The sequence below is a fragment of the Streptomyces albus subsp. albus genome (assembly GCF_000719865.1).
GTDB lineage: Bacteria > Actinomycetota > Actinomycetes > Streptomycetales > Streptomycetaceae > Streptomyces > Streptomyces albus_E.
The window spans coordinates 85,485-98,490 of record NZ_JOID01000022.1 but is presented as its reverse complement, the minus strand read 5'-3'; the positions used below and the strand labels follow the sequence as shown (position 1 = coordinate 98,490).

Genomic DNA, 13,006 nt, shown 5'->3' with positions numbered 1-13,006 from the left:
GGCGTGGTGGGGGTGGGGCGAGGGGTGGGAGCGCGCCGTGAAACCCCGGCGTCCGGCTCCGCGGCCCGGGTCCCGACGGCATGAGGCACCGTCAACCAAGTGCCGCGGCGGACCCGTTGGGGCCCGCCCGAGGCGGGGCGGGCCCGGGCGCGCCGAGGCCGGGGCCGCCGGGGCATCGGTCGGCGGCCCCGGCGGCTCTCACCGGCCGGCGCGGTCAGCGGTGGCTGAGGCGGAGGCGCCAGGCCTCCGGTCCGCGCTCCAGGTACTCCACCGAGAAGACACCCGGGTTGCGGGACTCGATCTGGGCCAGCAGCGGCTTCGGGTCGTGCGGGGCGACGAGCACCATCGCCCGGCCGGCCGGAACGGCGCCGAGCGCGCCGAACACCGTGGCGTGACGGATCGCGTGCGGGACCTCGCGGACGTCGAGCTCGGGGTCCGCGGCCTCCTCGGTCTCGCCGCAGGCGCAGTGGCCGCCGCAGCCGCCCGCCTCCGCCTGCTCGCCGTCCTCCCCGTGCTCGTGGCCTCCGAGCATCTCGTGCATGCCCGCGAGCAGCTCCGCGAGGGAGATCTCGGCGGATCCCGCGATCAGCGGCAGGATCAGCGTGTTCTCCTTCTCCAGGTGCTCCTCGAAGAGGACCTGGAGGGCCCGCGCCTCGGCCGCCGCGTGGACCACGGTGGGCGCGGTGCGGACGGCGGCGACGAGCGCGGCGAGCCGTCGGTGCTCGGCGAGCATGCCGTCGACCAGCAGCCGGGCCTCGGTGGTGCCGTGGGCGGCCGGGTAGAGGGCCTTCTCCTCGGCGGTGGCGTGCGGGAGGAGCTCGCGTTCGCAGAAGGCGACCAGGCGCGTCCGGACCTCCGCCGCGTCCTCGGGGTTGCGGGCCGCGGTGTCGAGCAGGACGGAAACCCGTCCGGCCAGCTCACCGGCCAGGTGGGTGTGGTGTGCCTCGACGGCCTCCACGGCGGCGGCGTCCTCGGGGTCCGAGGCGATGGTGATCGTGCTCATGGCGAATCCTCCAGCATTGGCGGCCGGCCGGGGCCGACCGGGTCCGGTGACTGCAATATACTCCGGACATGTCCGTGAAAAATAATGGTCCCCGCCCGGGTGGCGGACCGGACGACCGGCCGCCCCTGTCGCGGCAGCGCGGTGCCGTGCTCCAGCAGTTGCGCGGCCAGACCGGTTCCGTCACCGTCACGGTGCTGTCCAAGCTCTGCGGCCTGCACTCCAACACCGTGCGGGAGCATCTCGACGCGCTGGTCGGCTCCGGCCTGGCGGTGCGCGAGCGCGCCCCGGCCGCCGGCCGCGGCCGCCCCGCGTGGCGCTACCGCGCCCGGCCGCCGCAGCAGTCCGCCGCGCGCGAGTACGCGGGACTGGCCACCGTGCTGGCCGGGCAGATCGCCCGTTCCAGCGCCGATCCGCGGGCGGACGCCCTCGCGGCCGGTGAGGAGTGGGGCCATGCCCTGCTCTCCGGCGAGGAGCCGGCCCGGACACCGGAGGAGGCACGCGGGCGGGTGCTGACCCTGCTGGGCGACATCGGTTTCGCGCCGGAACCCGACGAGGACGGACACGGGGCACGGCTGCCGCGCTGCCCGTTCATCGAGGCCGTCCGCGAGCACCCGGGCGTGATCTGCTCCGTTCACGCCGGGCTGGCCAAGGGCGGCATGGCGGCGCTGGGCGGCGACCCGGAGCAGGTGGAGCTGGCGCCCTTCGCGGAACCGGACGCCTGCCGGCTCCGGCTGGGCATCCCGCCGGGCGGTCCGTCCGGACCGGACGGGCTCGCGCCACGGGGCGGTGCCACCGCCCCGGCGGACGGCGGGGAGTCCCGGTGAGCGGCACGGACGCCGGTGCGCGGCGCTCGGCCGCCGAGGACGCCGGGGACGCGGACGGCCGGGAGACGGCAGCCCGGAGCGCGGGAACCCCGGATACGGAGGCACGGGGGACCGTGCCCCGGAACCCGGCGGCCCGGAGCGCGGAGGCGCGGAAGGCGGGAGCGCGGCGGGCCGTCCTGCTGCTGCCCGCCGGGCTGGCGCTACTGCTCGGGCTGGACGCCGCCCTGATGCTGCTGGACCTGCCCGCGCCGCTCACCGCCGACCGGCTGCCCGAGGTGCACGGCATGCTGCTGGTCCTCGGTTTCGCGGGGACGCTGGTGGCGCTGGAGCGGGCCGTCGCCCTCGGCAGCCGCTGGGCGTACCTCTCCCCGGCCTGCCTCGGCGCGGGCGGTCTCCTGCTCGTCGCACCGGTGGACCTCCGCGCCGGACGGCTGCTGCTGGTGGCCGGTACGGCGCTGCTGCTCGCCCTGTACGCGCGCTTCTGGCGGCGCCAGCCGGGCGCGGCGCTGCTGGCGCAGGGGGCGGGCGCGGTGGCCGCGCTCGGCGCGGCGCTGCTGTGGCTGGGCGGGCTCGACGTGCCCCGGCTGCTGCCCTGGCTCGCCGCCTTCCTCGTGCTGACCATCGCCGGTGAGCGGCTGGAACTGGCCCGGGTGGCGCTGCTCGCGCCGCGGACGGAGGACGCCTTCCTGGCCGCCGCCACCGCCGTGCTCGCCGGGGCGGTCGTGACCCTGCTGTGGCCGGGGGCCGGCTCGGCGCTGCTCGGCCTGGCGCTGCTCGCGCTGGTCGGCTGGCTCACCGCGCACGACGTGGCCCGCCGGATGCTGCGCTCGTCCGGCCTGCCGCGGTTCTCCGCCGCCTGCCTGCTGGCCGGTTACGCCTGGCTGGGGCTGGCGGGGGCGCTGTGGCTGGTGGGCGGGCCGGTGGCGGAGGGGCCGCGGTACGACGCCGTGGTGCACGCCGTCTTCCTGGGCTTCGTCCTGTCGATGATCATGGCGCACGCGCCGGTGATCCTCCCCGCCGTGCTGCGCCGGCCGCTGCCCTACCACCGGGTGCTCGCGGGCCCGGCCTGGCTGCTCCACCTCTCGCTGGCGCTGCGCGTGCTGATCGGGGACCTGCGGGGGTCGGAGGCGGCCTGGCGGCTCGGCGGGGCGCTGAACATCACCGCCGTCCTGCTCTTCGTCGCCACGGCCGCGACGCTCTCGGTCCGCGCGGGGCGGACGGGGTCCGGTCCCGGCAACCGCCGTGCCGGGGATGCCCGTTCCCCCGGCACGGCACCGGCACGCGCCGGCGGCACCGCGGCCGGAGCCGGGCACGCCCGGCCCGCACCCGGCACCCCGGATCCGGCCCCCGTCGGAACGGATCCCGCACCCAGCACACCGGGCCGCGGGCCCGGCACCGAACACCCGGAGGTCCCGCGGTGACTCTGCTCTCCTCTCCCCCGTCGCCCGGCCGGCCGCCCACCTCACCGGCGGGCCCCTCCGCCCGTGCCTCCTGGCATCTCGGGGTGAACGCCGTCGTGGCCGGCTGGCTCGGGCTGTTCGTCGTCGGGGTGCTCGTGCACCCCTTCGTCCCGGTGGCCCGCTGGCTGCTGGTGCATCTGCTGCTGCTCGGCGCGGTCAGCAACGCGATCGTCATCTGGTCCGGGCACTTCGCGGCGTCGGTGCTGCGGCTGCCCGAGGCCGACCGGGGCGCTCCGGCGGCGTGGCGGCTGGGTGTGCTCAACGCGGGGGCGGTCGCCGTGGTCGCCGGGATGGTGGCCGGGCTGTGGCCGGTGGTCCTCGCGGGCGGCGGCGCGGTCGGGGCCGCCGTGCTGACGCACGCGGTGTGGCTGGTGCGGCTGCTCAAGCGGGCGCTGCCCGCGCGGTTCTCCATGACGGTGCGCTACTACGTCGCCGCCTCGTCGTTGCTGCCCGCGGGCGCCGTCCTGGGCGTTCTCATGGCGCGCGGCGGCTACTCGGGCGAGCTCACCGCGCGGCTGCTGGTGGCGCACGAGTTCGTCAATCTGCTCGGCTGGGTGGGGCTCACCATCGCCGGGACACTGATCACCCTCTGGCCGACCATGCTGCGCACCCGGGTGGCCGACGGAGCGGAGCGGGCCGCGCGGCGGGCGCTGCCCGTGCTCGTCGCCGGACTGGCGCTGGCGGTGGCCGCGGCGCTGGCCGGCCCGCCGCCGGCCGCCGCGGCCGGTGTGCTCCTGTACGCGGCCGGGCTGGTGCGCGCGGGGGCGCCGTGGCTGCGCGAGGCCCGGGTGAAGCCGCCGCGCGCCTTCGCCCCCTGGTCGGTGGCGCTCGGGTGCGTTTGGCTGGCCGGGTCCCTGGCGGCGCTGGCGGCCGTGCTGGTCACGGCTCCGTCGTGGGCCGTCGTCGTGGAGCGCACGCCCTCGCTGACCGCCCCGCTCGCCGCCGGGTGGATCGCGCAGGTGCTGCTGGGCGCGCTGAGCTTCCTGGTCCCGGTGGTCCTCGGCGGCGGGCCGGCGGCCGTGCGGACGGCCACCGCCGGTCTGGAGGGCGCCTGGCCGGCCCGGCTCACCGCGGGCAATCTGTCGCTGCTGCTGTGCCTGCTGCCGGTGCCCTCGACCGTCCGGGTCGTCTGTTCGATGGTGTTGCTGTGGGTGCTGGTGCACTTCCTCGTGCTGCTCGTCCGTACGGTGCTGCGGAGCCGGAAGGCCCGCCGCTCCCCCGCTCCGGACGGGTCCGCGCCCGCTCCCGGGCCGCTCCCCGGGCCGCCCGCCGGCCCGGACCGGCACCGGCTGCTCGGCGGGGTGGCGGCCGGGCTGGCCGTCGTGGTGCTGGCCGTGGCGGGGGGCGCGGCACTGGACACCCGTTCGCTGCCGGTGCTCGCCGGCTCCCCGTCGGCGACCGAGGACGGGGGCGAGGTCACGCCCACGGGGAACACCACCACCGTCGAGGTGACCGTGAAGAACATGCGGTTCTCCCCCGGCACCGTCGACGTCCCCGCCGGGGACCGCCTCGTGGTGGAGTTCCGCAACACCGGGACCGACCAGCACGACCTGGTGCTGGAGTCCGGCAAGCGCACCGGGCGGCTCGCGCCGGGCGACCGGGAGACGCTCGACGCGGGGGTCGTCGGCCGCGATCTGGAGGGCTGGTGCTCGGTGGTGGGGCACCGCCAGATGGGCATGGTGTTCGCCGTGAACGTCACGGGCGGCGGCACCGGCGGCGAGGACACCGCCGCCGGCCCGGAGGACGCCGGCGACCCCGCGGGCTCCGGCCACGCCGGGCACACACCGGGCGGAGCGGACGCGAACGCGGACGGTGCCGCGCGGGACTTCGACCCCATGGCGGAGCCCGCCGAGGGCTTCGAGGCCCGGGACGCCGCCCTCCCACCCGCCGCCCGCGGGCCGGAACCCCGCACCCACCGGCGCACGCTCACCGTCCAGGAGACCGAACGGGAAGTGGCACCGGGGGTCCGGCAGACGCTGTGGACCTTCGGCGGCACCGCGCCCGGCCCCGTCCTGCGCGGACGGGTCGGTGACGTCTTCGAGATCACGCTCGTCAACGACGGCTCGATCGGGCACTCGGTCGACTTCCACGCCGGGGCGCTGGCCCCGGACCGGCCGATGCGCACCATCCAGCCCGGCGAGAAGCTGACGTACCGCTTCACGGCGAAGCGCAGCGGGGTGTGGATGTACCACTGCTCGACGATGCCCATGTCCACGCACATCGCCAACGGCATGTTCGGTGCCGTGGTGATCGACCCGCCGGACCTGCCGGAGGTGGACCGCGAGTATCTGCTGGTGCAGTCGGAGCTGTACCTCGGCGCCCAGGGCGGCACCGCCGACGCGGCGAAGATCGCGGCGGAGAAGCCGGACGCGGTCGTCTTCAACGGCTACGCGAGCCAGTACGACCACGATCCGCTCACGGCGCGCGTCGGCGAACGGGTGCGCGTCTGGGTGCTGGCGGCCGGACCGAACCGGGACACCGCCTTCCACGTCGTCGGCGGCCAGTTCGACACCCTGTACGAGGAGGGGAGTTACCGCCTGCGGCCGGACGACCCGGGGAAGGGCGGCGCCCAGGTCCTCGGCCTCGCCCCCGCCTCGGGTGGCTTCGTCGAACTGACCTTCCCCGAGGAGGGCAGCTACCCCTTCGTCTCGCACCGGATGACGGATGCCGAGCGGGGCGCCCACGGGGTGTTCGAGGTCCGCCGCTGACCGGCCGGCCACGCGGGGCCGCCCGGTCCGGGGCGGCCCCGCACCGGCACGCGCGCCCGCGGCTCCGAGCGCGGCCCGGACGTCTCCCGGACGCGCGACGGGGCGGTCCGCGCGGAGCACCCGCGCGTACCGCCCCGTCGCCGTCCGGGCCGCCGCCCCGCCTCAGCGGGCCCCGGGCAGCAGTTCCGCCAGTTCCTCCTGGTAGGGGAAGGAACCCGGCTGATAGCCGCACCAGGGTTCCTCGGCGTACGGGTCGTCGGTGACGCCGTACGCACGGGAGCGGGAGCCGCCGCAGACGGTGCGGAACTCGCACCGGCCGCACCGGCCGCCGAGCCGGTCCGGGTCGCGCAGGCCGGTGAAGAGCTCGGACTCCCGGTAGATCTCGCTGAGTTGGCGCTCCCGCACGCTGCCCGCGCCCAGCGGCAGGAAGCCGCTGGGGTGAACCGTCCCCAGATGCGAGACGAAGACGAAGCCGCGCCCCGCGTTGACGTCCAGCGGCGGCCGGCGGGCGTTGCGGACGGCCGTGTGCAGGCCGAGTTCACCGGCGCGGGCGCGCAGCTTCTCGTAGAGCGGGCCGAGCCGCAGCGCGGGCACGTGGTCGGCGCCCCGGGCCTCCAGGATGCGGCGCTGGAGCACCACCCGGCGGAAGTGGTGCGCCTCGGTGGTCTTGGCGGGCACGGTGAGGCCCACGTCGTACACGAAGTTGAGGACGTCCTCGGCCTCCTGCGGGGTCAGGGCGTCCAGCAGCCGGCCGCGCCCGGTGGGCACCAGGAAGAAGGCGCTCCACAGCATCGCCCCGTGCTCCCGGACGAGCCGGACGATGTCCGGGAGGTCGTCCAGATTGCCGCGGTTGACCGTGGTGTTGATCTGCACCTTCATCCCGAGGCGGCGCGCCTCGTCCCAGGCGTCCAGGGTCCACCGGTACACGCCGGGCACGCCGCGGAAGCCGTCGTGCCGTTCGGCGGTGGAGCCGTCCAGGCTGAGCGAGAGGCCCGTGCAGCCCGCCTCGCGCAGCCCGGCCAGGTTCTCCGGCGTCAGGGTCGGCGTGCCGGACGGCGAGACGGCCACCGGTACGCCGAGCGAGGTGCCGTACGCGACGAGATGCCGCAGGTCGGGCCGCTGGAAGGGGTCGCCGCCGGTGATGACGAACAGCGGTGCCGGGCGGCCGAACGCGGCCACCTGGCGCAGCAGGTCCTCGGCCCCGGCGGTGTCCAGCTCACCGGGGTTGCGCCGGGTGACGGCCTCGGCGCGGCAGTGCAGACAGGCCAGCGGGCAGGCCCGGGTGGACTCCCAGATCACGATGAACGGCCGCTCGGCGACGTTCTGGTGCTGTCTGCGGAGCGCGCGCGGCCCGCGCGCCGGAGCGCGGCCGGGTGCCGGCGCGGCGGCCGTATCCGCCCCGCCGGCCGGTGCGGTGCCGGGCATGCTGCCGCCGGCCGGTCCGTGATCGGTCATGGTTCGGTCCCTCCTGAGTGGCATCCGCTCCAGCATGCGCACCGTCCGCCTCCCGCGGCGGCGGCCGTCCGGGGATCGCCGACCGGGACCTTGGTCCTCTCCGCACCGTGCCATCGGGCCCGGCCGGGCCCGTGCCGGAGGACCTACCGGACGTTCCGGGGGGACCATCGGCCCTGATGGGGACGGCTCTCCGCGATCTAGCTTCTGGGTCATGGCGAACGAGAGAACCGCAGACTCCGGCGGCGACGCCCCCGGCCGCAACTGGCCCCTGTCCGCACGGCGGCTGCTGACGCGCGGTGAGGTGTCCGCGGACGGGCGGGCGGTGTACGGCGAGAACGACCCCCGGTGGGAGGACTTCTACCGGGGCCGCTGGGCGCACGACAAGGTGGTGCGCTCCACCCACGGGGTCAACTGCACCGGCTCCTGCTCCTGGATGGTCTATGTCAAGGAAGGGCTGATCACCTGGGAGCACCAGGCGACCGACTACCCGTCGATCGGCGCGGACTGCCCCGAGTACGAGCCGCGGGGCTGCCCGCGCGGCGCCTCGTTCTCCTGGTACACCTACTCCCCCAGCCGGGTCCGCTACCCGTACGTCCGCGGCACGCTGCTGACGATGTGGCGGGAGGCCCGGAAGCGCCTCGGCGACCCGGTGGCCGCCTGGGCGGAGATCACCGGGGACCCGGCGAAGGCGCGGGCGTACAAGCGGGCGCGGGGCAAGGGCGGGCTCGTGCGCGCCGACTGGGACGAGGTGGCGGAGCTGATCGCCGCCGCCCATGTGCACACCGTCAAGACCTACGGTCCGGACCGCACCGCCGGCTTCTCCCCGATCCCCGCGATGTCCATGGCGTCCTTCGCCGCGGGCACCCGCTTCCTGTCGCTGATCGGCGGCACGCTGCTCTCGTTCTACGACTGGTACGCCGATCTGCCGATCGCGTCCCCGCAGTCCTTCGGCGACCAGACGGACGTCCCGGAGGCCGCCGACTGGTGGAACGCCGGCTATCTCGTGATGTGGGGCTCCAACATCCCCGTCACCCGCACGCCCGACGCGCACTTCCTCACCGAGGTCCGCTACCGGGGCACCAAGGTGGTGGCGGTCGCCCCCGACTACGCGGACAACGTCAAGCACGCCGACGAGTGGCTGGCCCCGCACCCGGGCACCGACGGCGCCCTGGCCATGGCGATGGGGCATGTGGTCCTGAAGGAGTTCCTCGTCGACCGCGAGGTGCCGTACTTCCGCGACTACATGCGCCGTTACACCGACGCCCCGTTCCTGATCACGCTGCGCGAGCACGGGGACGGCTCCCTGGTGCCGGGCCGCTTCCTGACCGCCGCCGACCTCGGCGAGGGCGGGGAGCACCCCGAGTTCAAGACCGTGCTGCTGGACGAGACGACCGGGGAGCCGGTGGTCCCCGGCGGCTCGCTCGGCTTCCGCTGGGGCGAGCAGGGCAAGGGCAAGTGGAATCTGGAGCTGGGCGACACGGTGCCCGCGCTCACCCTGCAGGACCGCGCCGAGGACCGGGTGGAGGTGTCCCTGCCGCGCTTCGACGAGGGCGCGACCGAGGGCGGCTCCTCGATGGTCCGCGGGGTCCCGGTGCGCCGGGTCGGCGGGCGGCTGGTGACGACCGTCTTCGACCTGATGCTCGCCCAGTACGGCGTGCGCCGCGAGGGCCTGCCCGGCCGCTGGCCCACCGGTTACGAGGACGCCTCCGAGCCGTACACCCCCGCCTGGCAGGAGACGGTCACCTCGGTGCCGGCCGTGCAGGCGGCGCGCATCGCGCGGGAGTTCGCCCGCAACGCGGAGCGCACCGAGGGCCGTTCGATGATCGCCATGGGGGCGGGGACGAACCACTGGTTCCACTCCGACACCATCTACCGGGCGTTCCTGGCGCTCACCACGATGACCGGCTGCCAGGGAGTCAACGGCGGCGGCTGGGCGCACTACGTCGGTCAGGAGAAGGTCCGCCCGGTCACCGGGCTGCAGCACCTGGCGTTCGCCTTCGACTGGCAGCGGCCGACCCGGCACATGACCGGCACCTCCTACTGGTACATGAACACCGACCAGTGGCGGTACGAGGCGTTCGGGCCGGAGGAGCTCTCCTCGCCGCTCGGCGAGGGCCGGTTCGCCGGCCGGGCGTTCGCCGACTGCCTCGCCCAGGCGGTGCGGATGGGCTGGACCCCGGGCCACCCGGCGTTCGACCGCAACCCGCTCGACCTCGCCGACGAGGCGAAGGCCGCCGGGCGCGACGTCCCCGCCCACGTGGTGGACCAGCTCAAGTCCGGCAAGCTCAAGTTCGCGGCGGAGGACCCGGACGACCCGGCCAACTTCCCGCGCGTCCTCACCGTCTGGCGGGCCAATCTGCTGGGCTCCTCCGGCAAGGGCAACGAGTACTTCCTCCGCCACCTGCTGGGCGCGGACTCCGCGGTGCGCTCCGCGGAGACCCCGCCCGAGGGCCGCCCGGAGGAGGTGACGTGGCACGAGGAGGCCCCGGAGGGCAAGCTCGACCTGATGGTCTCGGTGGACTTCCGGCTGACCTCCACCGGCCTCTTCTCCGACGTCGTGCTGCCGGCGGCGACCTGGTACGAGAAGGACGACCTGTCCAGCACGGACATGCACCCCTTCGTGCACGCCTTCACCCCCGCCATCTCCCCGCCCTGGCAGGCCAGGACCGACTACGACACGTTCCTGACCATCGCCGACCGGTTCAGCGAACTGGCGAAGGACCACCTGGGGACCCGTACCGACGTCCTCGCGGTGCCGCTCACCCACGACACCCCGGACGAGCTGGCGCAGCCCGGCGGCATCGTGCGGGACTGGAAGACGGGCGCCTGCGAGCCGGTGCCCGGGCGCACCATGCCCAAGCTGGTGACGATCGAGCGCGACTACGCGGCGGTGGCCGACAAGATGCGCGCGGTCGGCCCGCTGCTGGACACCCTGGGCACCACCACCAAGGGCGTCACCGTCCATCCCAACCGCGAGATCGGCGAGCTGCGGCGGCGCAACGGCGCGGTGCGCGGCGGCGCGGCCGACGGCCGGCCGTCGCTGGCCACCGCCTCCCACATGTGCGAGGCGATCCTCGCCCTCTCCGGCACCACCAACGGCCGCCTCGCCACCGAGGGTTTCCGCGCCCTGGAGGAGCGGACGGGGACGGAGATGGCCCATCTCTCGGCGGAGCGGGAGGGCGAGCGGATCACCTTCGCCGACACCCGCACCCAGCCGCGCGCGGTCATGACCTCGTACGAGTGGTCGGGCAGCGAGACGGACGGGCGGCGCTACTCGCCGTTCACCATCAACGTCGAGCAGCGCAAGCCCTGGCACACCCTCACCGGCCGGCAGCACTTCTTCGTCGACCACGACTGGATGGCCGAACTGGGCGAGCAGCTCCCGGTGTTCCGCCCGCCGCTGGACGCCCGCCGCCACTACGGCGACGAGCACCTGGGCGAGGAGGGCCGGGCGGAGGTCACGGTCCGCTATCTCACCCCGCACTCGAAGTGGTCGATCCACTCGGAGTACCAGGACAACGCGTACATGCTGGCGCTGTCCCGCGGCGGCCCGGTGATCTGGATGAGCTCCGCCGACGCCGAGCGCATAGGCGTCCGCGACAACGAGTGGGTGGAGGCGTACAACCGCAACGGCGTCGTCGCCGCCCGGGCCGTGGTCAGCCACCGGATGCCCGAGGGGACGGTGTACATGTACCACGCCCAGGACCGCACGGTGAACGTGCCGAGGACCGAGGTCAGCGGCAAGCGCGGCGGCACGCACAACGCGCTGACCCGGCTGCTGCTCAAGCCGTCCCATCTGATCGGCGGCTACGCCCAGTTCACGTACGCCTTCAACTACTACGGCCCGACCGGCAACCAGCGCGACGAGGTCACCGTGATCCGCCGCCGTGCGCAGCAGGTCGACTACTGATGGCCGGCGCACGGACCACCGCCCCACGCACCCCCGCCCCACGGATCGCGGACGCCCGGACCCCCGGCGCCCAGAGCGGAGCAGCACGATGAGAGTCATGGCACAGGTCGCCATGGTGATGAACCTCGACAAGTGCATTGGTTGCCACACCTGTTCGGTGACCTGCAAGCAGACCTGGTCCAACCGGCCCGGGGTCGAGTACGCCTGGTTCAACAATGTCGAGACCAAGCCCGGCGTGGGCTACCCGCGCGGCTACGAGGACCAGGACCACTGGAAGGGCGGCTGGATGCTGGACCGCCGCGGCCGGCTGGTGCTGCGGTCCGGCGGCCGGGTGAAGCGGCTGCTGTCGCTCTTCTCCAACCCCGACCTGCCGTCGATCGACGACTACTACGAGCCGGTCACCTACGAGTACGACACACTCGTCGACGCCCCCGTGGGCACGCACGTCCCGGTGGCCCGCCCGCGCTCCGTGCTGACCGGCGAGCCCACCGCGATCACCTGGGGCCCCAACTGGGAGGACGGGCTCGGCGGCGCGGAGGAGACCGCCGCCGCGGACCCGAACCTCCGCGGCTCGCTCGCCGAGAAGGTGAAGTTCGAGTTCGAGCAGACCTTCATGTTCCACCTCCCCCGGCTGTGCGAGCACTGCCTCAACCCGGCCTGCGTCTCCGCGTGCCCGTCGGGCGCGATGTACAAGCGGGAGGAGGACGGCATCGTCCTGGTGGACCAGGACCGCTGCCGCGGCTGGCGGATGTGCGTCACGGCCTGCCCGTACAAGAAGGTCTACGTCAACCACGCCACCGGCAAGGCGGAGAAGTGCACCTTCTGCTTCCCGCGCATCGAGGCGGGCCAGCCGACCGTGTGCTCCGAGACCTGCGTGGGCCGGCTGCGCTACCTCGGCCTGGTGCTCTACGACGCCGACCGGGTCGGCGAGGCCGCGGCCGTCGAGAACGAGCACGACCTGCTGGACGCGCAGCGCAACGTCTTCCTCGACCCGTCCGACCCGGAGGTCATCGCCGCGGCCCGCCGCGACGGCATCGCCGAGGACTGGCTGGAGGCGGCCCGCCGCTCCCCCGTGTACGCGCTGATCTCCCGGTTCAAGGTGGCGCTGCCGCTCCACCCGGAGTACCGCACGCTGCCGATGGTCTGGTACGTGCCGCCGCTGTCGCCGGTGCTCGACGCGGTGGGCGAGGCGGGCGGCAACGCCGACGACCCGGACCACGTGTTCGCCGCCGTGACCCGGCTGCGGATCCCGCTGGAGTACCTGGCGAACCTGTTCAGCGCGGGTGACACCGACGTGGTCGCCGGGGTGCTGATGAAGCTCACCGCGCTCCGCAGCCACATGCGCGCCGTCAACCTCGGCGAGACCGGCGAGGAGGCCGCCCTGGCGGCGGTGGGGCTCGACGCCGTCGAGGCGGAGGACCTGCACCGGCTGCTGGCGATCGCCAAGTACGAGGACCGCTACGTCATCCCCGCCGCGCACAAGGAGGACGCCGCCGCGCTCAGCGCGATGGAGAACCGCTGCCCGGTGGAGAGCTCCGGCGACGAGCCGGCCGCGAGCGGCAAGGTGATGCTGGGCCTGCCCAGGATCCGCCGCCGCGACGCCGCCCCGGAGACCGGCGGACTGGCGGGAGGACTGTCGTGAGCCC

At 74.8% G+C, this 13,006-nt stretch carries 7 protein-coding genes; 5 read left to right on the top strand and 2 right to left on the bottom strand.

Annotated features, from left to right (window positions below; all coding sequences use genetic code 11):
• Positions 1-214 precede the first annotated feature (214 nt).
• Positions 215-1,003, bottom strand: coding sequence for a DUF2249 domain-containing protein (locus IF83_RS0122345; RefSeq protein WP_030546886.1), 789 nt, complete (start codon positions 1,001-1,003; stop codon positions 215-217).
• A gap of 68 nt (positions 1,004-1,071) precedes the next feature.
• Between IF83_RS0122345 and IF83_RS0122340 the strand changes: the two genes are divergently transcribed.
• From IF83_RS0122340 to IF83_RS0122330, 3 genes are all read left to right on the top strand, one after another.
• Positions 1,072-1,827, top strand: a complete 756-nt coding sequence (locus IF83_RS0122340) for a helix-turn-helix transcriptional regulator (RefSeq protein ID WP_107046847.1) — start codon at positions 1,072-1,074, stop codon at positions 1,825-1,827.
• Positions 1,824-3,248, top strand: a complete 1,425-nt coding sequence (locus tag IF83_RS0122335; RefSeq protein WP_208605926.1) for a hypothetical protein — start codon at positions 1,824-1,826, stop codon at positions 3,246-3,248. The genes IF83_RS0122340 and IF83_RS0122335 overlap by 4 nt, the downstream gene beginning before the upstream one ends.
• An 83-nt stretch (positions 3,249-3,331) precedes the next feature.
• Positions 3,332-5,995 carry a multicopper oxidase domain-containing protein gene (locus tag IF83_RS0122330; protein ID WP_030546883.1) on the top strand — a complete coding sequence of 888 codons (2,664 nt, stop codon included), beginning with the start codon at positions 3,332-3,334 and terminating at the stop codon, positions 5,993-5,995.
• A 162-nt stretch (positions 5,996-6,157) separates the two neighbouring features.
• On the opposite strand, the gene IF83_RS0122325 is transcribed toward IF83_RS0122330, so the two are convergent.
• Positions 6,158-7,450, bottom strand: coding sequence for a TIGR04053 family radical SAM/SPASM domain-containing protein (locus tag IF83_RS0122325; protein ID WP_244177170.1), 1,293 nt, complete (start codon positions 7,448-7,450; stop codon positions 6,158-6,160).
• A 211-nt stretch (positions 7,451-7,661) separates the two neighbouring features.
• Here IF83_RS0122325 and IF83_RS0122320 point away from each other — a divergent pair, with 211 nt between their 5' ends.
• Together IF83_RS0122320 and narH are read left to right on the top strand one after the other, a co-directional pair.
• Entirely contained in the window at positions 7,662-11,360 is a 3,699-nt protein-coding gene (locus tag IF83_RS0122320; protein WP_030546881.1) for a nitrate reductase subunit alpha, read from the top strand.
• Positions 11,361-11,448: 88 nt separating this feature from the next.
• Positions 11,449-13,002, top strand: coding sequence for a nitrate reductase subunit beta (narH, locus tag IF83_RS0122315; protein ID WP_030546880.1), 1,554 nt, complete (start codon positions 11,449-11,451; stop codon positions 13,000-13,002).
• The last annotated feature ends 4 nt before the right edge of the window (positions 13,003-13,006 follow it).